The sequence below is a fragment of the Domibacillus robiginosus genome (assembly GCF_000966195.1).
Classification (GTDB): Bacteria; Bacillota; Bacilli; order Bacillales; family Domibacillaceae; genus Domibacillus; species Domibacillus robiginosus.
Genome location: NZ_LAHL01000009.1, coordinates 288,156 through 312,671 on the forward strand (window position 1 = coordinate 288,156; position 24,516 = coordinate 312,671).

The 24,516-nt window shown below is 44.2% G+C and carries 27 protein-coding genes; 5 read left to right on the forward strand and 22 right to left on the reverse strand.

The window, feature by feature from the left end; all coding sequences use genetic code 11:
* From VP97_RS06605 to gpr, 10 genes are all read right to left on the reverse strand, one after another.
* A complete protein-coding gene (locus tag VP97_RS06605) occupies nt 1-750 on the reverse strand; it encodes a 16S rRNA (uracil(1498)-N(3))-methyltransferase (RefSeq protein WP_050180932.1) in 750 nt (249 codons plus the stop codon).
* Nucleotides 751-763: 13 nt separating this feature from the next.
* Nucleotides 764-1,708 (reverse strand): 50S ribosomal protein L11 methyltransferase, encoded by a 945-nt coding sequence (gene prmA, locus VP97_RS06610; protein WP_050180934.1) that lies wholly within the window; start codon nt 1,706-1,708, stop codon nt 764-766.
* A 24-nt stretch (nt 1,709-1,732) separates the two neighbouring features.
* Nucleotides 1,733-2,854: a molecular chaperone DnaJ gene (gene dnaJ, locus VP97_RS06615; protein WP_050180936.1), complete on the reverse strand. Its 1,122-nt coding sequence runs from the start codon at nt 2,852-2,854 to the stop codon at nt 1,733-1,735.
* A gap of 132 nt (nt 2,855-2,986) precedes the next feature.
* Entirely contained in the window at nt 2,987-4,819 is a 1,833-nt protein-coding gene (gene dnaK / locus VP97_RS06620) for a molecular chaperone DnaK (RefSeq protein WP_050180937.1), read from the reverse strand.
* 41 nt (nt 4,820-4,860) lie between these two features.
* The gene (grpE, locus tag VP97_RS06625) at nt 4,861-5,430 is read right to left on the reverse strand and encodes a nucleotide exchange factor GrpE (protein WP_245629849.1); all 570 of its coding nucleotides are present in this window, start codon (nt 5,428-5,430) and stop codon (nt 4,861-4,863) included.
* 29 nt (nt 5,431-5,459) lie between these two features.
* On the reverse strand, nt 5,460-6,494 hold the full coding sequence (gene hrcA / locus VP97_RS06630) for a heat-inducible transcriptional repressor HrcA (protein ID WP_050180939.1): 1,035 nt from the start codon (nt 6,492-6,494) through the stop codon (nt 5,460-5,462).
* Nucleotides 6,495-6,589: 95 nt separating this feature from the next.
* Nucleotides 6,590-7,720, reverse strand: a complete 1,131-nt coding sequence (gene hemW / locus VP97_RS06635) for a radical SAM family heme chaperone HemW (protein WP_050180941.1) — start codon at nt 7,718-7,720, stop codon at nt 6,590-6,592.
* 236 nt (nt 7,721-7,956) lie between these two features.
* Nucleotides 7,957-9,786: a translation elongation factor 4 gene (gene lepA / locus VP97_RS06640; RefSeq protein ID WP_050180942.1), complete on the reverse strand. Its 1,830-nt coding sequence runs from the start codon at nt 9,784-9,786 to the stop codon at nt 7,957-7,959.
* Nucleotides 9,787-9,877: 91 nt separating this feature from the next.
* Nucleotides 9,878-10,972 (reverse strand): stage II sporulation protein P, encoded by a 1,095-nt coding sequence (gene spoIIP / locus VP97_RS06645; protein WP_050180943.1) that lies wholly within the window; start codon nt 10,970-10,972, stop codon nt 9,878-9,880.
* Between the two features lie 59 nt (nt 10,973-11,031).
* Complete coding sequence (gene gpr, locus VP97_RS06650; RefSeq protein WP_050180944.1) at nt 11,032-12,033, reverse strand: GPR endopeptidase; 1,002 nt, start codon at nt 12,031-12,033, stop codon at nt 11,032-11,034.
* Between the two features lie 180 nt (nt 12,034-12,213).
* On the opposite strand from gpr, the gene rpsT reads away from it, so the two are divergent.
* Complete coding sequence (gene rpsT / locus VP97_RS06655) at nt 12,214-12,468, forward strand: 30S ribosomal protein S20 (RefSeq protein WP_045851032.1); 255 nt, start codon at nt 12,214-12,216, stop codon at nt 12,466-12,468.
* A 30-nt stretch (nt 12,469-12,498) separates the two neighbouring features.
* Here rpsT and holA read toward each other — a convergent pair whose 3' ends face one another.
* Nucleotides 12,499-13,518, reverse strand: a complete 1,020-nt coding sequence (gene holA / locus VP97_RS06660) for a DNA polymerase III subunit delta (RefSeq protein ID WP_050180945.1) — start codon at nt 13,516-13,518, stop codon at nt 12,499-12,501.
* Between the two features lie 166 nt (nt 13,519-13,684).
* Here holA and VP97_RS23220 point away from each other — a divergent pair, with 166 nt between their 5' ends.
* Nucleotides 13,685-13,816, forward strand: a complete 132-nt coding sequence (locus VP97_RS23220; RefSeq protein WP_082220272.1) for a YqzM family protein — start codon at nt 13,685-13,687, stop codon at nt 13,814-13,816.
* Nucleotides 13,817-13,856: 40 nt separating this feature from the next.
* Here VP97_RS23220 and VP97_RS06665 read toward each other — a convergent pair whose 3' ends face one another.
* The 3 genes from VP97_RS06665 to VP97_RS06675 all read right to left on the reverse strand — a co-directional run bounded on the left by VP97_RS06665 (nt 13,857) and on the right by VP97_RS06675 (nt 17,292).
* Complete coding sequence (locus VP97_RS06665; RefSeq protein ID WP_050180946.1) at nt 13,857-16,136, reverse strand: DNA internalization-related competence protein ComEC/Rec2; 2,280 nt, start codon at nt 16,134-16,136, stop codon at nt 13,857-13,859.
* A gap of 13 nt (nt 16,137-16,149) precedes the next feature.
* Nucleotides 16,150-16,566: a deoxycytidylate deaminase gene (locus tag VP97_RS06670; RefSeq protein ID WP_050180947.1), complete on the reverse strand. Its 417-nt coding sequence runs from the start codon at nt 16,564-16,566 to the stop codon at nt 16,150-16,152.
* A gap of 84 nt (nt 16,567-16,650) precedes the next feature.
* A complete protein-coding gene (locus VP97_RS06675) occupies nt 16,651-17,292 on the reverse strand; it encodes a helix-hairpin-helix domain-containing protein (protein WP_050180948.1) in 642 nt (213 codons plus the stop codon).
* A gap of 81 nt (nt 17,293-17,373) precedes the next feature.
* Here VP97_RS06675 and comER point away from each other — a divergent pair, with 81 nt between their 5' ends.
* Nucleotides 17,374-18,201, forward strand: a complete 828-nt coding sequence (gene comER, locus VP97_RS06680) for a late competence protein ComER (protein ID WP_050180949.1) — start codon at nt 17,374-17,376, stop codon at nt 18,199-18,201.
* 63 nt (nt 18,202-18,264) lie between these two features.
* Here comER and VP97_RS06685 read toward each other — a convergent pair whose 3' ends face one another.
* From VP97_RS06685 to VP97_RS06720, 8 genes are read right to left on the reverse strand one after another with little or no spacing between them, the layout of a single operon-like run.
* Nucleotides 18,265-18,999 (reverse strand): class I SAM-dependent DNA methyltransferase, encoded by a 735-nt coding sequence (locus VP97_RS06685; protein WP_050180950.1) that lies wholly within the window; start codon nt 18,997-18,999, stop codon nt 18,265-18,267.
* On the reverse strand, nt 18,996-19,346 hold the full coding sequence (rsfS, locus tag VP97_RS06690; RefSeq protein WP_050180951.1) for a ribosome silencing factor: 351 nt from the start codon (nt 19,344-19,346) through the stop codon (nt 18,996-18,998). Before rsfS ends, VP97_RS06685 begins: the two co-directional genes overlap by 4 nt.
* Complete coding sequence (gene yqeK, locus VP97_RS06695; protein WP_050180952.1) at nt 19,347-19,916, reverse strand: bis(5'-nucleosyl)-tetraphosphatase (symmetrical) YqeK; 570 nt, start codon at nt 19,914-19,916, stop codon at nt 19,347-19,349.
* Nucleotides 19,906-20,475: a nicotinate-nucleotide adenylyltransferase gene (locus tag VP97_RS06700; protein WP_050180953.1), complete on the reverse strand. Its 570-nt coding sequence runs from the start codon at nt 20,473-20,475 to the stop codon at nt 19,906-19,908. Before VP97_RS06700 ends, yqeK begins: the two co-directional genes overlap by 11 nt.
* Nucleotides 20,472-20,765: a ribosome assembly RNA-binding protein YhbY gene (yhbY, locus tag VP97_RS06705; protein ID WP_050180954.1), complete on the reverse strand. Its 294-nt coding sequence runs from the start codon at nt 20,763-20,765 to the stop codon at nt 20,472-20,474. The genes VP97_RS06700 and yhbY overlap by 4 nt, the downstream gene beginning before the upstream one ends.
* The gene (gene aroE, locus VP97_RS06710; protein ID WP_050180955.1) at nt 20,759-21,601 is read right to left on the reverse strand and encodes a shikimate dehydrogenase; all 843 of its coding nucleotides are present in this window, start codon (nt 21,599-21,601) and stop codon (nt 20,759-20,761) included. Before aroE ends, yhbY begins: the two co-directional genes overlap by 7 nt.
* A 16-nt stretch (nt 21,602-21,617) precedes the next feature.
* Nucleotides 21,618-22,715 (reverse strand): ribosome biogenesis GTPase YqeH, encoded by a 1,098-nt coding sequence (yqeH, locus tag VP97_RS06715; protein WP_050180956.1) that lies wholly within the window; start codon nt 22,713-22,715, stop codon nt 21,618-21,620.
* Complete coding sequence (locus tag VP97_RS06720; RefSeq protein WP_050180957.1) at nt 22,712-23,236, reverse strand: YqeG family HAD IIIA-type phosphatase; 525 nt, start codon at nt 23,234-23,236, stop codon at nt 22,712-22,714. The genes yqeH and VP97_RS06720 overlap by 4 nt, the downstream gene beginning before the upstream one ends.
* 287 nt (nt 23,237-23,523) lie before the next feature.
* Between VP97_RS06720 and sda the strand changes: the two genes are divergently transcribed.
* Nucleotides 23,524-23,667: a sporulation histidine kinase inhibitor Sda gene (gene sda, locus VP97_RS06725; RefSeq protein ID WP_050180958.1), complete on the forward strand. Its 144-nt coding sequence runs from the start codon at nt 23,524-23,526 to the stop codon at nt 23,665-23,667.
* Between the two features lie 44 nt (nt 23,668-23,711).
* Nucleotides 23,712-24,470 carry an RNA polymerase sporulation sigma factor SigK gene (gene sigK / locus VP97_RS06730; RefSeq protein ID WP_050180959.1) on the forward strand — a complete coding sequence of 253 codons (759 nt, stop codon included), beginning with the start codon at nt 23,712-23,714 and terminating at the stop codon, nt 24,468-24,470.
* The last annotated feature ends 46 nt before the right edge of the window (nt 24,471-24,516 follow it).

Sequence of the window (24,516 nt, forward strand, 5' to 3'; positions counted from 1 at the left end):
TCACCTCTTCAATTCTAAATAAAACGAAACCGCCGACAGCACATACAAAGGGGCTGTTTCTGCGCGAAGAATTCTCGGGCCAAGAGCACAGGGAATAAAGCCTGAATCCTGCAGCTCGGCCGCTTCTTTTTCGGAAAATCCGCCTTCTGGACCGGTAACGACCAGCATTCGCCCGCCTGGCTTCAATGAATGAACAGCCTCATATAATGCTGTCATTTCTCCGGATTTAGCTGTTTCTTCATAAGCAAAGATTTTCACATCAAACGTGCTTGACTGCTCAATCATTTGCTTCATAGATACAGGTTCTGCTACATCTGGAATCCGGTTTCGGTGTGACTGCTCCGCCGCTTCTTTTGAAATTTTTTGCCAGCGTTCGGTTTTCTTGGCTCCTTTTTTAGGATCCCATTTTACGATAGAACGCTCCGCTTCAAATGGAACAAACCCGGCAGCGCCGAGTTCAGTTCCTTTCTGTATAATATAATCGAATTTATCGCCTTTCACAAGACCGCAGGCCATAACGACTTCTACCGGCATTTCAGTTGACTGCGCGAGCCATTCCTCTACTCTTGCTTCAATAGAAGCCTCTGTTACCATTGTCAGCACCGCGACGGCCGCTTTGCCATCTGGGAAAACAGTATAAACATGATCTCCCTCTTCCATACGCATAACACGCCGGATATGATGCGCATCCTCTTTTGAAAAAAGAATTCTTTCTTCATCCTGACCGCCTGTTAAAAAATACCGCTGCATATTTGCACCTCAATTATTCTGCTTTTTTACCGACGATACAGACCCAGTCTTCCATCACAACTGTTTCTTCAATAAATAAGCCAGCATCTGTCATCGCTTTACGAACCTCATCTTTTTTCTGACCAATAATACCCGATGCAATAAAAAATCCACCAGGACGTAAAATAGAAGCGACGTCACCTGTGAAAGAAATAATGACTTCTGCCAAAATGTTAGACACCACTACATCCGGCTGATCATCAATTCCATCAATTAAGTTATTTTTAGAAACTGACACAATGTTTTCTGCATGATTCAAGGCTACATTCTGACGTGCTGCTGACACTGCCACCTCATCTAAATCAAGCGCTGTAACGCGTGTTGCTCCCAATAACGCGGCTCCAATAGCAAGTACTCCTGAACCGGTCCCCACATCTACTACGTGATGGTCTGGTTTCACAAACCTTTCCAGCGCCTGCAGACACATAACGGTTGTTGGATGCGTTCCCGTACCAAATGCCATTCCCGGGTCCAGTTCAATGATGAGTTCATCAGTTGAAAACGGCTCATACTCTTCCCACGTAGGAACAATCGTAAATTTTTCAGAGATTTTTACTGGGTTATAGTACTGCTTCCAGGCTGTTGCCCAGTCTTCTTCATGCACTTCACTAACAGATACACGAAGCTTTCCTGTGTCAATTTGATATTCAGACAAATTCTGAACAGCCGCGGTAATATCGTCCACTGTTTCCTGTAAAAAACTGTTTACCGGCAGGTACGCTTTTACGGCAACTCCTTCATCCGGATAGTCATCCGGGTTCAGCTCGTATAATTCACCGAAAAGGCCGCCTTCCCGTTTTTTGTCAAGCTCGGCACGATCTTCGATAACAACACCGCTCGCTCCTGCTTCATGTAAAATATTCGAAATCGGTTCAACTGCATCATTGACGGTTTCAATGCAAATTTCTGACCACTTCATATGTGTCCGCTCCCATCATGCCATTTAATCACGCTTGAGCGCGCGTTTTACTTTATCAAAAAAGCCGTCTTCTTCACTCGGCTGCTCGCCGCTTACTTCTGCAAACTCCCGAAGCAGCTGTTTTTGCTTTTCATTTAGCTTGATCGGTGTAATGACTTTTACTAAAACATGCTGGTCACCCGTGCCAAAGCCTCTTACATTCGCTACACCTTTACCGCGCAGACGGAATCTCGTGCCGCTTTGTGTACCTGCTGGAATTTTCAGCTTTACTTTCCCATGGACCGTCGGCACTTCAATTTCATCACCGAGCGTCGCCTGCACGAATGTAATTGGCATTTCGCAGTAAATGTCGTCGCCGTCACGTTCGAATAATTCATGCTCCCGCACGCGGAACACCACATATAAATCACCTGGAGGTCCGCCGTTCACGCCGGCTTCTCCCTGCCCTGACAAACGAATTTGCTGTCCTTCATCAATACCTGCAGGTACTTTCACGTTAATTGTTTTATTTTTCGTTACACGGCCGTCACCGCCGCATGTTGAACATTTGTCTTTAATGATTTTGCCTGTACCACTGCAGTGATGACACGTACGGCGTGTCGCCACACGGCCAAATGGTGTGTTTTGTTCTACGTTTACCTGACCAGCACCGCCACAGTGTGAGCATGTTTCAGGAGAAGTTCCTGGTTTTGCACCGCTTCCGTGGCATGTACCGCACTCTTCTTCTTTCGGAATAATAATATCCTTTTCCACACCAAAAACGGCTTCTTCAAACGATAACGTCATCGTATATTGAAGATCATCCCCCTGGCGCGGTGCATTTGGATCGCGTCTGCGTCCTCCGCCTCCACCGAAAAAGGTGCTGAAAATATCATCAAAACCGCCGCCGAAGCCGGAGAATCCACCGCCGCCAAAGCCGCCCTGCTGCGGACCTGCATGACCAAATTGATCATATTGCGCTTTTTTAGATTCATCACTCAGCACTTCATAGGCTTCCGAAATCTCTTTAAACTTTTCATCCGCGCCCGCTTCTTTGTTGATATCCGGATGATATTTTTTAGACAGCTTTCGGTATGCTTTTTTAATTTCATCTTTTGAAGCTGTTTTACTGACACCTAATACGTCATAATAATCCCGTTTACTCACCGTTTTCACTCCCGTTTCATTCACATAACCGCTATTTTAACATACATCGACTCTTCATTGGTAATTAAATTGTTTCACGAAAAAAGCCAAAGCCGGAAAACCGCTGACTTTGACTTTTTCGTGTGACTTCGCTTAGTTTTTATTCTTTGAATCGTCTACTTCTTCAAATTCGGCATCCACAACACCATCATCTTTCGGTGTGCCTTCAGCACCCTGCTGTGCCTGGGCTGCTTTTGCTGCTTCCTCATACAGCTTCATAGACAATGCCTGCACAATTTCATTTAACGCATCGCGTTTTGAACGGATTTCTTCAAGATCGCCTTTTTCAATCGCTTCTTTAAGGGCATCTTTTGCTTCCGTTGCTTTTTGAAGCTCTGCTTCATCTATTTTACCTTCCAGCTCGCTTACTGTTTTTTCTGTTGTAAATACAAGCTGGTCTGCTTCGTTGCGAAGTTCTACTTCTTCTTTGCGCTGCTTGTCAGCATCTGCATTTTCTTCCGCTTCTTTTACCATGCGTTCGATCTCTTCATCAGAAAGACCGGATGAAGACTGAATCGTAATTGCCTGCTCTTTTTGTGTGCCAAGGTCTTTTGCTTTTACATTTACGATACCGTTTTTATCAATATCAAATGTAACTTCGATTTGTGGTACACCACGTGGTGCTGGCGGAATGTCTGTAAGCTGAAAGCGGCCAAGCGTTTTATTGTCAGCTGACATTGGACGCTCCCCTTGAAGCACATGAATGTCAACAGCCGGCTGATTGTCTGCTGCTGTAGAGAATACTTGTGATTTCGACGTCGGGATTGTTGTGTTGCGGTCGATCAATTTTGTAAATACGCCGCCCATTGTTTCAATACCAAGCGAAAGCGGTGTAACATCTAGAAGAACAACGTCTTTTACATCACCGGTAAGTACGCCACCTTGAATGGCTGCACCCATTGCAACGACTTCATCCGGGTTTACGCCGCGATGCGGCTCTTTGCCTGTTTGCTTTTTGATTGCTTCCTGTACAGCTGGAATACGAGTTGAACCACCGACAAGGATTACTTTATCGATATCTGCGTTTGATTTTCCTGCATCTTGAAGTGCCTGGCGAACCGGCCCCATTGTGCGTTCTACAAGATTTGAGGACAACTCATCAAATTTTGCACGTGAAAGAGTTGTTTCAAGATGAAGCGGCCCTGCTTCTCCCGCTGTGATAAATGGAAGAGAGATTTGTGTAGATGTAACACCAGACAAATCTTTTTTCGCTTTCTCAGCAGCATCTTTTAAACGCTGCATTGCCATTTTGTCTTTAGACAGGTCAATGCCGTTTTCTTTTTTAAACTCATTTACAAGGTACTCAATAATAACTTCATCGAAATCATCGCCGCCAAGACGGTTGTCGCCGGCAGTTGAAAGCACTTCGAATACACCGTCGCCCAGCTCAAGGATCGAAACGTCAAATGTACCGCCGCCAAGGTCATATACAAGAATCGTTTGATCCTGGTCTGTTTTATCCATACCATATGCAAGCGCCGCAGCTGTCGGCTCATTGATAATCCGCTCTACTTCAAGACCCGCAATTTTACCAGCATCTTTTGTTGCCTGGCGTTCTGCATCATTAAAATAAGCTGGTACTGTAATAACGGCTTTTGTTACTTTTTCCCCAAGGTAATCTTCTGCATATCCTTTTAAATGTTGTAAAATCATCGCCGAAATTTCCTGTGGCGAATAGTTTTTACCATCAATTGTTTCCGTATGGTTTGTACCCATATGGCGCTTAATGGAAATGATCGTATTCGGATTTGTAATTGCCTGGCGCTTGGCCACTTCTCCTACCTGGCGCTCGTCATTTTTAAATGCCACCACAGACGGCGTTGTGCGGTTGCCTTCTGGATTTGGGATTACTTTTGCTTCGCCGCCTTCTAGAACCGCTACGCAAGAGTTTGTTGTTCCAAGGTCAATACCGATAATTTTACTCATTTTTAAAGTTCCCTCCTGAAATCATTGCTTATCAAATAAATTTATTGATTCACTTTTACCATGGATGGGCGAATAACCCGATCTTTTAATGTATAGCCTTTTTGCAGCTCTGCTAAAACAGCATTTGGCTCAGCTGAGTCATCGCTGTCTGTCATCACTGCTTGATGGACAGTCGGATCAAATGGCTTGCCGACTGTTTCAATTGGCTTTACACCTTCGCCTTCAAGCGCGGTAACGAGTGTTTTATACACCATTTCCATCCCTTGAAGAACAGATTTTGTTTCATCATGCTCTGGTGTCACCTGAAGTGCCCGTTCAAAATTATCAAGCACCGGCAGAAGCTCGGTTACCAGTTTTTGTGCACGGTATTTTTCCTGTGCTTCCCGGTCTAGATTAGCCCGGCGCCGGAAATTGTCAAAATCTGCCCGCAGGCGAAGATAGCGGTCTTCAGACTCTTCAAGCTGCTTTTGAAGTTGCTCTTCTTTTGATTCTTCAGCTTCTTCAATAATCATTTGGTCCGCCTCTACTTCAACGGCCTCTTGTTCTTCGATGGAAGAAACCGCCTCATCAGCTGGTTTTTCTTCCGTCAATGGCTTTTGTTTTTCTGCCACTGATGCCACCTCCAACATTCGTCATCAATTTATATTCGCGTATTGTAAAGACGCGTCAGCACATTCGTCATATCATGACTTAAAAAGTCAACGAGTGTAATCACTCGGGAATATTCCATTCGTTTTGGACCAAGAATGGCAATAGTGCCAACCGGTTCATCACCAACGGAGTAGGAAGCTGTAATCAAACTACAGTCTTCCATTGCCTGCTCCGCATTTTCCGTACCGATTTTCACTTGAACACCGGCTTCTGTCGGGCGGATCAATTCATACATGTCTTGTTCTTTTTCCATCATATCCATGACGAGGCGGACTTTTTCTACATCTCGAAATTCCGGCTGGTTGAAAATGTTTGTTTTGCCTCCAATAAACAGCTTGCCAATTGGCGAACCGCCGGATGCTTCTGCAAACATATTCAATACAGCCTCATAGTTCCGAAGATGCCGTCTCATTAATTCCGCTGTTTCTTTGTAAATTTTTTGGCGGAGCTCTGACAACGGAACACCGGTCAGGCGGTCATTTAAAATATTGACCATTTTCTCAATGTCTGCTGGTTCAATTCCTTCCGGCAGCGAGAAGATTCTGTTTTCAACATGCCCTGTATCCGTTACGATAATGGCAACAGCCGACTGGGCATCAATAGGAATAATCTGCAGGTTTTTAACCCGGTGGTCATTAAATTTTGGCCCAAGAACGATCGATGTGTAGCTTGTCAGTTCCGACAAAATCGTCGCTGCATTTTGAACAGCTTTTTCAAGTCCTTCCTGCCTGTCGGCGAAAATAGAATGAATAGCTGTCCGTTCGCTGCGCCTCAGTGAGCCTGGCGAAAGCAGATGATCCACATAATATCGATAGCCTTTTTCCGACGGCACACGGCCGGATGAGGTATGCGTTTTTTCCAAAAAGCCCATTTCCTCTAAATCAGCCATTTCATTACGAATGGTAGCCGGACTAAAGGAAACATCCTCTTTCTTGGCAAGATTGCGTGAACCGACTGGCTGCGCCGAACGAATAAAATCGTCAATGATAATCTGCAAGATGAAAAGTTGGCGGTCTGTCAGCACGTTTATCACCTCTGTTAGCACTCTTTGTATTTGAGTGCTAAATCTACATTTAAATTATCAAAATCCTTTTTGTCTGTCAACGAGTACGCTCATATTTATGCTTCAATTAAAAAAGATTGAAATACTTCATTACCGAGAAACTTTCCACGGTGCGTTAAACAAATTGAATCCCCTTTTATTTGCAGCAGTCCACGGCCTGTCATTTCACCGATTGCTTTTTGGAACAAATGAATGGGATTTTCACCGTATTGTTTTTCGAACGTAGAAATAGACACTCCGTCTGTTTTACGTAGACCCAGAAACATTTCTTCTTCCATCTGCTCCTGCTTTGTGACCTGCTGAGAAGACATTCGCGGCCATTCACCACGCTCAAGCGGCTCCATGTATTTTTTAAGCGGGCCAAAATTTGCGTACCGTTCACCATTTACATACCCGTGCGCACCGGCACCAAATCCATAATATTCGTCATTATTCCAATACGTAATGTTATGGAGACTCTCAAATCCCGGCTGAGCGAAGTTGCTGATTTCATATTGGTGAAGTCCCTGCAGTTCCATTTCTCGCATAACCGCTTCGTACATATCCGCTTCCGATTCTTCCTTAGGAAGCGGAAGGCGGCCTTTTGCCATTAAATTATAAAAGACGGTTTTCGGCTCGATGATAAGCGAATAAGCAGAGTAATGTGGAAGTCCAAGTGCCAGCGCCTGCTTTACAGTATCCACTGCATCGTCGACCGTCTGCTCCGGCAGGCCATAAATTAAATCAATGCTTAAATTATCAAAGCCAGCCCGTTCTGCGTCACGAACGGTACGCAGGACATCCTCTTTTGTATGGGTGCGGCCAATTCGCTTTAAATGAGCGTCGTTAAACGACTGAACGCCAATGCTGAGCCGGTTTACGCCACCTTCTTTTAAGATGCGCAGTTTTTCAGGTGTTAAGTCGCCTGGATTCGCTTCAAATGTATATTCAGCATCTGGCGACAAAGGGAGCCGGCGTTTGATTGACTCGACCAGCTCAAAAAGCTGTGCCTCATTCAAAGATGTGGGCGTTCCACCTCCAACAAAAATCGATTGTAATCCTTTCTTAACATCAGCCATGCCCATTTCCCGATCAAGTGTATCCAAGTACTGTTCCACTGGCTGGTTTTTCATAAATACTTTATTAAAATCACAATAATGACAAATATGATGGCAAAACGGAATATGAACATATGCTGCTTTTGTCACTGTGTTCACGCCTTTCTATACATAAAGGAAGGTGCCCGTAATCCGGGCACCTCAGGCTGTTGACAAACGCCCGCTTTCGGCGTCACTCGCCGCGCGTGAATGCTTATGACCCGAAAAGGTCACTCCGCTTCCCGAACGGCTTCGTTCCTGGAAAGGCAGACGTTTTCAATCAGCCTGCTTTCTTCCGGTGTCTGCGCTCTGAGATACCCGTATAACCCGGGCACCTTCGTTTTTTATTATTTCTGCTGGTCATCCATTTTTAATACGGCCATAAATGCTTCCTGCGGCACTTCAACAGATCCAACCTGCTTCATGCGCTTTTTCCCTTCCTTCTGCTTCTCAAGCAGCTTTCGTTTCCGGGAAATATCCCCGCCATAGCACTTGGCCAGAACGTTTTTACGCATGGCTTTGATCGTGGACCGGGCAACAATTTTGTTGCCGATCGCCGCTTGAATCGGCACCTCAAACTGCTGGCGCGGAATTAATTCTTTTAACTTTTCAACAATAACTTTTCCGCGTTCATAAGCAAAATCGCGGTGAACAATAAAGCTGAGTGCATCGACAGTTTCCGCGTTCAGCAAAATATCCATCTTCACCAGCTTGGATTGCTTGTAGCCAATGAGCTCGTAGTCGAATGAGGCATAGCCTTTCGTACTCGACTTCAGCTGGTCAAAGAAGTCATACACAATTTCAGACAGCGGCATTTCATAAATAACGCTGACGCGGTTTGTATCAAGATACTGCATATCAATAAAAATGCCGCGTTTCCCCTGAGCAAGCTCCATTACTGCTCCGACATAGTCATTCGGCACGATGATCGATGCTTTTACATATGGTTCTTCAACGTGCGCAATTTTTTGTGGGTCCGGCATGTCAGATGGATTATCGATTCGAAGCTCTTCTCCATCTGTCATTGTTACCTGGTAAATAACACTTGGCGCTGTTGTAATCAAGTCAATTTTAAACTCACGCTCAATACGCTCTTGAATGATTTCCATGTGAAGAAGACCAAGGAATCCGCAGCGGAATCCAAAGCCAAGAGCCTGTGATGTTTCCGGCTCATATTGAAGAGCCGAATCATTTAACTCAAGCTTTTCAAGCGCTTCACGTAAATCATTGTATTTAGAGGAGTCAATTGGGTAAAGACCGCAGTACACCATCGGATTGAGCTTTCGATAACCAGCAAGCGCTTCTGTAGCACCGTTTTTCGCCGATGTAATCGTATCCCCTACCTGTGTATCGCCGACATTTTTAATCGCCGCAGCGAGGTAGCCAACATCACCGACTGTCAGTTCCTTCCGCTGTGTTGTTTTCGGGGTGAAAACACCAATTTCGGTTACTTCAAACTCCTTGCCAGTCGCCATCATTTTGATTTTGTCGCCGACCTTTACTGTTCCATCTACCACGCGAATATACGCGATAACCCCACGGTATGCGTCGTAAAGCGAGTCAAAGATAAGCGCTTTGAGCGGCGCTTCCGGATCTCCCTTTGGTGCAGGTACTTTTTCAACAATCTGCTCTAAAATTTCCTCAATCCCAATACCTGCTTTGGCAGAGGCAAGAACCGCTTCTGAGGCATCCAGGCCGATCACGTCTTCTACTTCCTGACGTACACGCTCCGGTTCTGCAGCCGGCAGGTCAATTTTATTAATAACCGGTAGAATTTCAAGATCATTATCAAGCGCTAAATAAACGTTAGCAAGTGTCTGCGCTTCAATTCCTTGTGCTGCATCGACAACGAGAATCGCGCCTTCACACGCCGCAAGGCTTCTTGAAACTTCGTATGTGAAATCGACGTGTCCCGGTGTGTCAATCAAGTGAAAAATGTAGTCCTGCCCATCTTTTGCCGTATAGTTCAGCTGCACGGCATTTAATTTGATCGTAATGCCCCGCTCCCGTTCAAGATCCATAGAATCAAGAAGCTGGCTTTTCATTTCACGTGCTGTTAAAGCTTTTGTTTGTTCTAAAATACGGTCAGCAAGCGTCGATTTCCCATGATCAATGTGGGCAATGATCGAGAAATTGCGAATGCGCTCCTGCCGTTCTAGTCGGTCGTTGTTGTTCATGTCAATGTTCACTCCTGTTTATCGGCACATAGATACTATTGTGATTATATCAGCGCGTTATGCAATTGACAACGAACATTAAATGAACAAGCTATTCATTTTGTTCCGCTTTAATAAAACGAGCTAAAATATCAGCAAATGCAGTCGCACTTCTTTCTAGTTCTTCACGCGTATTGTCAACGCCGCCCATTTCAATGAGCATAGCCCGGTTTGAAAGATCCTGGTTGAACTTTCCGTTTGTCTGGCTGCCCGATTTTACAATAACACCGCGTGAGAGGCCGGGATAGTATTGTTCAAAAAGTTTGTGGAGCTCCGACGCAAACCGGGCATTTTCTTCATACCCGGGATGCTCGCCGCCAACCACAAAAACAGTTTTTGCCATATCCTTCCCATTGATGCGGGCAGTCGTAATATCCTTGCGCTGTGAATCGCGATGCACGTCAATAAGGTAGGACAAAGCAGGCTGACTTTTTTGCACCGCGGCTACCACAGCACGGGATTCTTCATAAGAAGCACTGTATTTTTTTCCTTTCTTATTTAGCAGCGCACCAATATCTGTTTTATTGACCGATACACCGATTCCTTTTGATTCAAGCTCTTTTCCAATCATTGTCCCTACTTCTGTAATGTTCAAAGGGGCTTGTCCATTGCCAGGAGTAAAAGATTCAGACGTGTGCGTGAAGTAAAGAAGAACTTTTTCTTCTCCTACCGGCAGCTCGTTTTCTTGCGGTTCTTTTGGATCTGGCTCCGATGGTTTAGGAACTGGAAGATCATCCGGCTTGTTTGATTCAACTGGCATATTCGTATAATCCGTTCCTTGACCGGCAATTAAAATTTGCCCATCGTAAATCGAAAAGCCTGGCAGTTCTCTTCCCAAAAACGTACGTGGATCGCGCAGGCTGATCCCAGCAGCCGATTGAAATGCAGTATCTACCCACCCCATTGTGCCTTGTCCCACTTTTTCATCCGAGTGAAATGCATGGTTTTCCAAATGCAGAAGCTGGTAAAAGTGAGCAACGGGAATTTCCGATGCCGCCCGGCTCATAGATTGGGAGGTAAAATGATACGAAAACGGCATAACCGTTAAAAATCCTGCCGTCCAAAACGGCATGACCACCAAGCAGGCGTAAGCCGGAATAAGCCAGTATGGTATATGCTTTTTTTTGTGCAAAAGGATTGTCGCCATCCCCTTTTCAGCTCTTGTCCTTTTACCTTATGCATAAATGAAAAAAAGCAGACCATGATTCAGCCTGCAAAAAAAGATCGTGTTTCTTCCGGTGGACGGTTATGAAGGGATTCATTCAATGCACTGGAGACGACCGCTGCTGCTCCTTGAATAAACATATCTGCTTCTTTTGGTGATACGATCATATTTAAACCTGTCGGGGTCAGCACTTCATGAATTAATTGATGTTTTTCATTTTCATCCAGCAGACCAATATTTCCTAAAAACGACCGCTTCCATTCTTCGTCTCCGCGTCCGCTTTTTTCCTGCAGATGATCCATCACCATTTCCACTGCGTCACGCGTGACGGTAGCAGCATCAATGACAGTGGGAATGCCAATGGCGATTACCGGGATACCTGCTGTTTCACGACTGATTTCTTTTCGGCGGTTTCCGATTCCAGCTCCCGGCTGAATGCCTGTATCCGTCATTTGAATCGTTGCGTTCAGCCTTTCGATCGAACGAGCCGCGAGCGCATCAATGACAACAAGAAAATCCGGCTTTTCACGTTCAATTAAGCCAAGCAAAATATCTCCCGTCTCAATCCCGGTCATTCCCATAACGCCGGGAGAAATCGCGCTGACCGGGCGGTAGCCGGGCTGAACATGCTCAGGATGCAGCTTAAACAAATGGTTGGTGACAATCAGCCGGTCTGTCACACGCGGTCCAAGAGAATCCGGTGTTACCAGTTCATTTCCAAGCCCTGCAACTAAACAAGAAGCATCTTCTGGAATACCTGCTCCTTTTACAAACAAACGAATTTCTTCTGCGACAACGCGGCTGATTGCTGCATGACGGGATGAATCAGATTTACGCAAGTCAGCGGATTCGACCGTAACATAGTGCCCGGCTTTTCTGCCTGTTATCTGTTCGGCTTCTTTTGTGATCTCAACCGTTGTTACCTTTGTTCCTTCTTTTTCTTCTTCTTTCATTTCAATTCCTGGCACTTTGCTTCCTGTTTGCTGTTCAGCAATTAAAGCGGATTCTATGGCCAAATCTGTGCGTGGAGACCATTTTCCCATTTGCATCACCCTCCATTTTTTTCACAGTTTGCCCATGCGTGTAAAAGTTTATTCCTTTACAGCGAATTTCTATTGCATTTCTTTTATTCCTTTGCTAAAATACTTCTTGTTGTTTAATTCAATAATGATTGATAATCGGGTACGAATAAAAGTTCGATCCATTTTAGGAGGTGACAGTAAATGCCAAATATTAAATCTGCCATCAAACGCACAAAAACTGCTCAAATTCGTTCAGCACGCAACACGCAAGCGAAATCTGCTATGCGTAGCGCGGTGAAAAAGTTCGAAACAGCAGCTGCTAATAATGACGAAAACGCAAAAGAATTGCTTGTACAAGCAGTTAGCAAACTAGATAAAGCTGCAGCAAAAGGCCTTATCCACAAAAACGCTGCGAACCGTCAAAAAAGCCGTCTTATGAAAAAGCTGGCTAACTAATAAAAAAAGTGTCCAAACTGGACACTTTTTTTATTTTGCTTGTACAAGCGTCTGCAGCCGGAAAAAAAACAGTTCCACAATCATTTTTTTATCCATTGCGCTGCTTTTCATCTCATAATCACTTTCTGCAAGCATTTGCACAACGACAGCAAGCTGGCTCTCTGAAAATGCCCGGGCCTGCCCTCCCGCTATTTTTACCCGGAAAGGATGCACCTTCAGCTGTGCGGCTATTTGCTGCTGTCCATAGCCTTTTTTCATTAATTCTTTTACCTGGTAAATAAGCCGGAACTGACTCGCTATCACAGCGAGAATTTTTAACGGCTCTTCATTTAAACGAATTAAATCATAGTAAATGCGCAGCGCTTCAGGTAAATGCCCTGTGACAATACGGTCTACCAGCCGAAAGATATCACTTTCCAGCGTACGGGCGGTCAGAGTGGTTACTGCCGCTTCCGTCACTTCATTTCCACGTCCAGCATGAAGAGCAAGCTTCATGATTTCCATCGACAGAACAGATAAATTAAACCCGGCAATAGCCAGAAGCTGATGAATCGCTGCATCTTCTATCATGACACCCTCTTCTGCTGCTCTTCCTTTAATCCAGCCGGACAATTCCCGTTCAGCTGGACGTTTTGCTTCCAAGATGCCGGCCTGTTTTTTAATGAGCTTTGTTAATTTTTTTCGCTCGTCCAGCTTTTCAAACCTTCCTTGAAAAACAAGAATTGTAAAAGGAGCAGGGTCCTGCAGGTATTGTTCAAGCCTTTTGGTATCATGCTCTATTTTTGATTTTTCAGCTGTGAAAAAAATCGGATTCTGAATAAACACCAGCTTCCTGTCTCCCAGGAACGGCAATGTTTCCGCTTCTTCAATGGCCGCTTCTACCGGCACTTCTGTCATATCAAAGGAAGTGACATTTAAATCCGTATCTTCCCCGTCCAGGGCTCCTTTTAGGAGCAGCTGGCGCGCTTCCTCTATGAAATACTGCTCCGGTCCATATAGCAAATAAACGGAACGAAACCGGCCATTCTTCAATTCTTTTAATACATCCATTCACTCGACTCCATTCTATTTCTGTTTTCATTTTAGAAAAAATAAATCTAATACGCAAGATGGAGCTTCTTTAAACATTGTCTTGCAGCCGATTGAAAAGCATTGGCATTATATAGATTTTTGGACTGTTATTGTCTATACTTAAAAGAAAATGGGAGGGATAATGGTGAACGATTTCGAGAAAAATGTTCAATCAAAGCGTAACGATGCTGTAGATTCTGGTGTAGGCTTTATTGTTTCATTTGGCTTTTTTGCTACGATGTTTATCCTTGCCACTGTGATTCAGCTGGTTGGTTGATTCACGAAAGCCTCGTTCTTGTTAAGAGGACGGGGCTTTTTTATGGCTTTCGAATAACGGTTTCAATTTCTCCCTTTGTCCCTTTGAATCTATATGTTACAGCCCCATGCTGGTCTGTACGATATACCGCAACTCCTTCTTTTTCCAGCGTATCAATAACTTCTTTATGTGGATGTCCATAGCGATTATTCAGTCCTGCCGATATAACAGCAATTTGAGGCCGAATGGCCTGCACGAACGAAGCAGAGGAAGAGGTTTTGCTTCCATGGTGACCTACTTTCAGCCAGTCAACATGGAAGCTGTACTGCTCAATCAGCTCAGCTTCCCCTTCTTTTTCAAGGTCCCCCGTGAACAGCCATTTTTTTCCGCCTATTTCAGCGTAAAGGACGAGCGAGTCATTATTTCCTTCATATTCACGATCATCCGGCGCTAAAAATTGAAAAACAGCACTTTCTGTCCCCCAACTTTCTCCCGCCATCCCTTCCCGCACTTTCAGACCGGCTCCAATAATATCTGCTATTACGTCTACTTCTGCTGATCCTGGTGAAATGATAATCTCTTCTGCAGGAATAGACCGAAGAACTTCTGCAGCTGCACCGGCATGGTCAGCGTCTGCATGTGTAAGAATGAGTTTATCGAGTTTCACCACGCCTTCTCTTTTTAAAAAGGGAACGACCGTATCCCTTCCTACTGAAAATTCTTTCTTCCGCTTCCTCCACTCTTCTTTTTCAAATGGTATATGACCGCCCGTATCGATTAAGTAATGGCCCTCATTGTGCGGTAGTTGAATAAAAATACTGTCTCCCTGCCCAATATCCAAAAATGTGATTTGTCCATGCGGCGAATATCGATTGAATAAAACAAAACCGATTAATACTGCACTACATACAATAAGACTTGCTTTCATGCTTTTCATCTGCTCCCATAAAAAAAGAGAGAGGATAGAGACGGCGGCAAAAAAAGCGGCGGCTTTCATTCCTGGCTGCCCCGTTACAAGTACAGCAAACGGCCAATCTGACATCGTGGCAGCCAGCTTGTCCATGACAAGCAGCCCTTTATTTGTAAGGGAAGCGACAGTGGAAATAGGAATGAAAAAAGAAAGGGAAAATAACAGAAGAAGCACAGGCAGCATAAGAAAGGAATAAAACGGAACAAACAGGAGATTCGCCAAGGGCGAAATAATGGAAAGCTCTGCAAAGTGGAACAACAGGATTGGCAGGGCAGCTAATTGGGATAAAACAGAAACGTACAAAGAAAGCTCAATCGAATTTCTTGCTTGTTTTAAAATAACGCCAGTAGATAACACGAGAGCAAAGGTAACAAGAAAAGAAAGCTGAAAACCGGCTTGGAAGATTACAAATGGATTCCAAAGAGTCATAATCAAAAAAGAAACGCCAAGAGCCCCAGAAGCAGATAATGTTCTTGTCCGAAAAGAAGTAAGCAAAATGGCTCCTGTCATTAAACAAGAACGCACGACTGGGGGAGAAGCACCCGCCAGGAGTACATAAAGCGGCAGTGCGGCTAATAAAAAAATCCTCGCTTGCTCCCGGGTCACACCTGCACGAATCAATATATAAAAAAGAAGTCCTGTCAGGAGTGTCACGTGCAAACCGGAAATCGATAAAATATGAACAATGCCGAGGCGCTCATAGTCCTCTATTGTTTCTTCTGACCCAGCTGAACGATCGCCAAACAATAGGGCGGCTGCCACATGGGAAAGCGGCTCAGGAAAAAATTTATGAATGTGGCTGATAGAAGCCGTGCGCCAGGCAGCAGGTATATAGCGAAGCGATTGATCCAGGGCACATTGATCAAGAGGAATTCGTTCAGGGGTAAGAACAAAAAAGGTCCGGCTTGACTCAAGATAAGATCGATAATCAAATTCCCCCGGATTCCTGGCTTCGTTTGGAAAGTCTGCATCCGCCTGAATTCGGCAGGTTAAACCGGGAACCAGATGACTTTTTAAAAGCTCTTTTTCCTCTTTTGATTCGATGCGGTACGTTAACCGGAGCATCTCTTGAGATCGACTTTCACTTACACCCGCAATTAGCCGGTCACCATCGATACGCACATCATCCGTAAAAGAAATGATCCAATCTTTTTCTTCCCCTGTAAAAACAGACTGATTCCTTGTTTCCTGAAATGACATAGTACAGCAAAACAGTGCAAACGTACCGAGCATCCAAAAGCATGTACGCTTGTCCGCATGAAAAGCTAATAAAACACTTATTGACATAACCAGCAAAGACGCAGGCCACGGTGGCTGTGTGAAAAGCAAAATCGCCGCGAGCGCTGCCGTACTCATTTGCAGAAAAAGCATACATTATCATCCTTTACTCAGCAGGAACATGTATAACCTCAATGTCTTTTAGAAAATGGCTGTTCCACTTGTTCGGATATGCATTTCGATAGATAATTCGCGCCACACCAGCCTGAGCAAGTGTTTTTGCACAGTTTTCACACGGTTCATGCGTGACATAAGCAGCCGCCCCTTTCAGCTTATCGCGCTCTGCGTGAAGCACTGCATTCAACTCGGCATGCAGGCAGCGAATACACCGTCCTTGATCTGATAATAGGCAGCCTGCTTCCTGGCAATGTTCATGCCCGTGAATGGAGCCATTATAGCCCGTAGACACAATATGTTTGTCTTTTACAATAACGCAGCCTACATGAAGCCGATTACAGGTTGAACGAGTAGCCACCACCTCTGCTATATTTAAAAAATAATCATCCCAGCTTTTTCTTTCCATCTTCAAAACCTCTTTTCTTTTTCTTCCGGTCTGTGACCCGTTTCTTCTTTAGTTTATCGATAGACGCTTCTATTCGTCAAACCTTCATTGAACCGTAATCAAAGGTGCCAGCTTTTCAAATGTTTTATCACCAATGCCTGCTATCTCCTTTAAATCCTCCACTGCTGTAAAAGCCCCTTCTGTTTCTCTAAAATCGATAATGGCCTGCGCTTTAGATTCCCCTATGCCTGGCAGTTCTTGAAGCAGCGAAGAATCTGCCGTATTGATATTAATGGCCGTTGAATCGCTGGAGGTCTCATTGCCTGAGGGCGCAGATGAAAGAGGAGGCTGCTGAACAGCCGGCACCTCCTCTCCCTCTGCCGGTACGTAGACCACCATTTCATCCTGTACTTTTTGTGCCAAATTGATGGCATCGACATCCGCTTTTTCAGTAAGTCCTCCTGCTCTGTTGATGGCATCATTAACCCGCTGATCACTAGACAGTACATAAATACCTGGCATAGATACAGCTCCCTTTACATCGATGGCTACCTCAACAGGCTGGGCCTGTGCGGAAGCTGCTTCCTGAGCCTCGGGTTCTGCTTTTGCTTCTTCTACAAGTGCCGCCGGTTCTGGAGGAAGGGGGGCAGGTTCTTCTTTTGTTAAGCTGTACAAAAAAGCAATGGCTAACACGGTCCCTGCTGCAGCGGGAATTTTATACTTTTTTATGATTTCCTGCGTATTCATTCATTCTCCTCCAATTCACTTTCATAATTATTAATAGAACGCATACAGTGTTTAGATGAACAAGAAAGGGTGAATGCAAGCATGAACATTGGAATTATTGGTACAGGAAGTATTGGCACCGTTTTGACAGAAGCGCTCATGTTTGCTTCTGCTGCCGAGCCCGAAAATATTATCCTTTATAACCGTACAATGGAAAAAGCCATGCATTTAAAAGCCATGTTTCCGGGCGTGCAGGTATGCCAGAATACAAAAGAAGTGATTCAAAAAGCCGAGTTGATTTTTGTTTGTGTTCGGCAGCCTGATTTAAAACCTCTTCTTGAATCGATTGCTCCTTTTTTAACGAAGTCACATTGTGTTCTTTCCACGGCAAGCGCTGTTTCAACGAAGCAAATGGAATCCATTATTCCCTGCTCCTGTGGGAAGGTCATTCCTTCTGTAACAAATACGGCAGCTTCTGGAGGGATACTGTATTCTTTTGGAGACTCCTGCCAAACTGATTGGCAGCAAACAGTAACGGGGCTGTTAAACCAAATTGCCAGCGTTGCGCTTGAAACAGATGATAACATTATAAGGGCTGCCTCCGATTTAACTGGATGCGGACCTGCCTTTTTTTCAAAAATGGCAGTCATGTATGCAGATGAGGCTGTCACATATGGATTAACAAAAAGCCAGGCAGAGACACTGGCGTTTCACATGATGATTGGTCTGGGGGAGTTGTTGAAACAAAAACATTGGACGCTGGAAATGTTAACAGAACGAACAGCTGCAAAAGGAGGGGTAACAGGACGGGGTCTTACGGTAATTGAATCAGAGGCTGGCGAATTATTCGCATCGCTTTGCAGAATGACACAGCAAAAAGCTGCTGAAGATAGAAAAGAGGCATCTGCCGCATTTGGCATTATGGATTAATTTCGACATATTTCTTCTTTTTCCTTTTATCTTTACACAATCTTAACAAAAAAAAAGAGCAGCTTAACGACTGCTCTTTCTTGCTTTGAAAAAAATACGCTCAGATTCCGATGTCGGTGCATCATTTGTAAAATCGGCCGTGATCGCTTCCACAGTAAAACCGGCTTCTTTAAGCCATTGGGCGTATTTTTCCGTGCCAAAAGTACGCTGATAGTGCAGTTCGTCAAAGCGCTCGTAATCTCCACTCTCCGTTTGCACGAAAAATGTTAATTCATGCTCTACACTGTTTGGATGTTCTCCCGGAAATGAATTCCATATAAAGGATATATCTTCTGCCGCGTCTGCAAAAGTCTGCGCTAAAAAAACTTTATTCATTTTAAAAGACGAATGAACATCAAATAAAAATAAACCGTCTTCTTTTAAATGATCGAATACTGCTTGAAATGTTTGTTTCACAGCATCTTCTGTTTGCAAGTAGTTGAGCGAGTCGCAGAAAATGACTGCAGTATCAAATAAACCAATCCCCTCAAGCTCGCGCATATCCTGTTGAAACAGCGGAATGTTCATCCCATTTGCTGCCGCTTTTTCGTGGGCGATAGCCAGCATATCATCAGAAAGATCAATTCCGGTTACTTGAAATCCTGTCCGGGCAAAACGAACGGCCAGTTCACCTGTCCCGCAGCCGACATCAAGAAGAGAACCTCCCTTTACTTCTCCTTGTAAATACGCTTCCCACTCATCATACGGTGCATCATGCATGAGAGCATCGTAAACAGAAGCAAACCGGTTGTAACTCATGACATCAGCACATCAACGTGTGGTGCATCGCCCCAGAGGCGTTCCAGATTATAATAAACCCGTTCGTCACGATGGAAAACATGAACGACTACATCACCAATGTCAATCAATACCCAGCGTGCTTCATCAAACCCTTCCATCCGCCGGATATCAAAGCCAAGCTCTTCTGCTTTTTCTTTTACTTCACGGGCAATAGCCTGTACCTGCTTATCTGAATTACCATGACAAATAACGAAGTAATCTGCGACTGGTGAGATGCCTTCCATGTTAAGGGCTGTAATATTTTCCGCCCGCTTATCATCTGCTGCTTTCGTTACTACCTGTAATAATTGCTGTTGCTCTGTCAATTAACCATCGTCTCCATTCTGAATAAGATCATTATACGTATCCATGGTTACCGGGAAAACCGGTTGTTTTTTACTCATTAAAAAAAGAATTGAATTTTTTACAGCTGCTAAAACGGCCGCGTCCAAACTTTGCTTTGCAATCGCCCGTACTTCTTCCACAACCGGGAATGCCCGGCCTGGTTCAATGTAATCTGCCAGGTAGATGATTTTTTCCAGCAAGGTCATACCCGGTTTTCCTGTCGTATGCCAGCGGATAGCAGAGAGTATATCTTTGTCTTCGATTCCTGCTTCTCTGTGCACCAGTACAGCTCCCGCTGGCGCATGCCAAAGCTCATGGTGAAACGCAAGAAGCCGCTCGTCTTCTCTCTCGTTTATTAAAATCTGCTTCATTTCTTCTTTCGGACGAAATTTTGCATAATCATGAAAAATAGCGGCCAGCTCTGCTTTTTGAACATCTGCCCCGTAGCGGTTCGCCAGCTGGATAGCTGTTTCTGTTACACCCAGCGTATGCATATACCGCTTATCCGTTAACTGCTTTTTCACAAGCTCAAGTGCTCTGCTACGCTCCATATAAGCCATTCTCCTTTATATACCGAATGACTGTTTCCGGCATCAGATAATGGAGCGTTTGGCTGGACGCTGCTTTTTCCCGGAGAATCGTCGATGACAAATGAATTTCTGGTGTATCAATCAACAGCACCGGATAAGAAGAGTTTGTTGAATAACCAGGCCGCTTGACGCCCACAAAGGTAACAAGCCGGCTTAATTCATCAATGTCCCGCCATTTCGGCAAATATTCAATCATATCCGCTCCAATAATAAAATAAAACGACGTATCCGGTTCTCGCTTTATCAATTCCCGCATTGTATCAATCGTATACGATACGCCAGCACGCTCTATTTCAATCGTTTCGATTTGAAAGGACGGGTTTTCTTCAATGGCAAGCTCTGTCATATGCAGGCGATGTTCATCCTCAACATGTCCAGCCAGCTTTTTATGCGGCGGAAGTGAATTTGGCATAAAGCGAATTTCGTCTAAATCAAGTGCATGCAAAACCTCATTAGCAGCAATTAAGTGGCCAACATGCGGCGGATTAAAAGTCCCGCCTAAAATACCTGCTTTTTTCATCGCGGCAAAACAAGTTTTTTGTTTTCTTTTGATTCTTTGTATAGCACAACTGTGTGGCCGATCAACTGAACAAGTTCTGCTTTTGCTCCCTTCGCCAATGCCTCTGCCACCTCATGTTTATCATCTTCATTGTTTTGTAAAATACTCACTTTAATCAATTCACGCACTTCAAGTGCTTCTGCAATCTGCGTTGTCATATTTTCATTAACGCCGCCTTTGCCCACTTGAAAAATCGGGTCTAAATGATGCGCTTCCGCCCGTAAAAATCGTTTTTGTTTTCCTGTTAACATGATGTACCTCCAAGTTTATCCTCTACTATTTTTTGCATACGTTTTGGATCAGGCAGGACGCCTGTCCACTTTTCAAAAGCAAGCGCGCCTTGATAAACAAACATTTTCAAACCGTTTTGCACACGGGCGCCCTGCTTCTTTGCTTCTTTCATAATCATGGTTTCTGCTGGATTGTAAATGATATCTGATACAAAGGCATCTGGCCGAATATTTGCGACGCTGATTGGCGTTTCGCTTACTTTCGGTGACATACCAATGGATGTTGTTTGAATAAGAATATCATAATGACCGAGCTGCTTTTCTAACTCCTCCAGAGATAAAAGAACCGTCTCAACCGGATATGGACACCGATTTTTCAGTTCTTCCGCTTTTTCCGGGGTTCGATTAGCGATATCTACCCGTATGGATCCCTGCTGACTGAGTGTATAATAGATCGCCCGTGCCGCACCGCCCGCGCCAATGATTGCAATTTTTTTATCGAGCACAGAGCTCCCGTACTCCTCGTTCAGTCCGCGAACAAACCCTTCTCCATCTGTATTATACCCGATGAAGCGGTTCTCTTCTCGCACAACTGTATTTACCGCCCCAATTGCCTGAGCAAGCGGGTCTATCTCATCTAAAAGCGGCATAATGGCTGTTTTATGCGGTACGGTCACGTTAAAGCCTGAGAGACCGATTGCCTTCATGCCTGCAACCGCTGTTTTTAAATCTTCACTTTTAATATGAAAGGGCTGATAGTGCGCATCAATTTGAAGCGCACTAAATGAATCATTATGCATATCAGGCGACATAGAATGCCCAATTGGATCGCCTATAACCCCATATAGCTTTTTCACGCGACAACCCCCACTCCTAAATTAACGACTTGCGTAAAGTAACAGCGGCTCCCTTTGGCACATATGCGGCTACTTTTGCCCCTGGCTCATTTACTGTAATCCAGCCGAGCCCAGAGAAAACAATGTCCGTTTTCGCCTCTTTAACGGTCCATTCCTGGCGAACAAATTCAAGCGGTGCTCCACCATGTCCGGCTGGCTTCAACAATTCTCCGGCATGGTTTTCATACAGAGCATCTGCTTTTTCCAGCTTTGTACGGTGAATATCAATTTCATTCGAAAGATGACAAATAAATGAACGACGTCCTCCAGACAAATAATCAAAACGGGCCAATCCGCCGAAAAATAAAGTCTGTTCCTCATTTAGTTGAAATACCTTTGGCTTAATTTCTTTCTTTGGCAGCAAATACTTTAAATTTTCTTTGTCGACGAAGTGCGCCATTTGATGACGATTAATAATTCCCGGTGTATCAATAAGCGCATGGCCATCAGAAAGCGGAATCTCAATCATATCCAGCGTGGTACCCGGAAAATGAGACGTTGTAATAATGTCCCCTTCTCCTGTAATTTCCTGTATGATTCGATTAATAAATGTTGATTTTCCAACATTTGTACAACCCACTACATATACATCGCGGCCATTTCGATAATGCTCAATGGCATCCGCTGCATCACGGATCGCTTTTCCTTCTGACGCGCTTGTCAGCAGAACATCAATCGGCTTTAATCCGAGCTGGCTTGCTTCATGGCGCATCCAATGAATAACCCGCTCTTTTTTCACGGATTTCGGCAGTAGGTCTGACTTATTCCCAATAAGCAGTACCGGATTTTTGCCAGCAAAACGATGCAGTCCCGGCAGCCAGCTTCCATTAAAATCAAAAATATCAACTATTTTTACGATCAATGAATCCGTTCCACCGATTGTATTTAAGATTTTCAAAAAGTCATCGTCGGTAAGTTCCACATCCTGCACTTCATTGTAATGCTTTAAACGGAAGCATCGTTTGCAGACAACTGTTTCTTTTTCCAGCGCAGCCGCCGGCGCATAACCAAGTGCATTTGGATCAGCTGTTTGAATATGAACGCCGCAGCCGTCACATGTTATTATTTCACTCATTGCTTTCGTTCCTCCCATTGAATCATACCTTTACGCCGGAAAAAAGCCATCAATCGTCTTTCTACTTTCCGGTTAATGCGCGTCCAAAATCCATCTGTCGCTGCAATCGGAATAACCAAAATGGTATAAATTCCACTTCGGTTGCCGCCAAATACATCTGTCAGCAGCTGGTCTCCAATTACAACCGTTTCTTCTTTTCGGACATTTAAAAGCTTGATCGCTTTTCTGAAAGCACGACCCATCGGCTTTTTCGCTTCAAAAATAAAAGGCAAATCAAGCGGCGTTGAAAACGTGCTGACCCGCTTTTGATTATTGTTTGAAACAATCAGCACTTTAATGCCCGCTTCACGCATTTTTTGAAACCAAGTTAAAAGCTCAGGCGTTGCATCCGGTCTGTCCCAGGCAACAAGCGTATTGTCAAGATCGGTAATGATCGCTTTTATTCCTTTTTGTTTAAGACGCTCGGGCTGGATTTCGAGCACACTTTTTACCTGTTCATTCGGCAAAAATAATTTCAGCACAATGTACACCCCTACTATTCGTTTGCTTCTCCTATCATAGCCGATTTTTTCATATGTGACAAAGTAATATTAAGAACAAAAACTTTTCGACATATTTCTTATTATCTTAACCTGTGGATAACCTTATTCACAAATTAACACAGCTGTTTCAAGGGCTTACTCTAGTTATTCCATTCATTATCCTCACTTATCCACTGAACGCTGTGGAAAAAAGAACAATTGTTCTTAATGGTTTTTTTTGTTAAACTAAAAAAAATAATTATTAATGACATTGGAGATGACAGATTATGCACTCATTATCCGATCACTTGCTTCTTTCTTCTTATAAAAAAGCTGCAAAGCTAAAATTAAACGATGACTTTCTGGCTTTAATGGAAAAAGAAATGAAACGACGGGCTATCCAGTCGCAAAAAGGTGCTAAAAAGGAATAGCCATCTCCCCCTCCGAATATGATGCCTATAAAGGAGGGATCATCATGATTGAACTAGCAGCCGCTCTCTCTTTTTTACTGAAAGAAGCGGTTTTTTTCGTCTCTTATGTGAAGCATAACGCGTTTCCTCAGCCGCTCAGTGCAGAAGAAGAACAAAAGTATTTAGCGCTTCACGAACAGGGCGACCGCAACGCGCGGGCCAAGCTGATTGAGCATAATTTGCGTTTGGTAGCTCATATCGTTAAAAAATTTGAAAAAACACACCATGATACAGAGGATTTAATTTCTATCGGAACAATTGGCTTAATTAAAGGCATCGAAAGCTATTCCGGCAAAAAAGGGACCAAACTGGCGACATATGCGGCAAGATGCATCGAAAATGAAATTCTCATGCATTTCCGCTCCCTTAAGAAAACCAAAAAGGATGTCTCTCTTTACGATCCCGTTGGCCGTGACAAAGAAGGAAATGAGATCAGCCTTCTTGATTTACTTAAAACTGAGGATGAGGACGTCGCAGGCCGCCTGTCCCTTCAAATGGATATTGAGCAAATGAAAAAGTGCCTTTCTGTTCTTGATGAACGGGAGTTGTCTGTCATTGCTGCGCGCTACGGTTTAATGAACGATCAGGATGAAACACAGCGTGAAATCGCAGCTAAAATGAATATTTCAAGAAGCTATGTTTCCCGCATCGAGAAAAGAGCTCTGGCTAAAATGATGCAGGAGTTTAAACGGCTTCAAGCAAAACAAAAAAGGGCTCCAAAAGATATGGAGCACCCTTCGAATCACTTTTCCTCAATCGATTGAAACAGAGATCATAACACCTGTCACCGTAGCTAAAAGAAGCCCCATA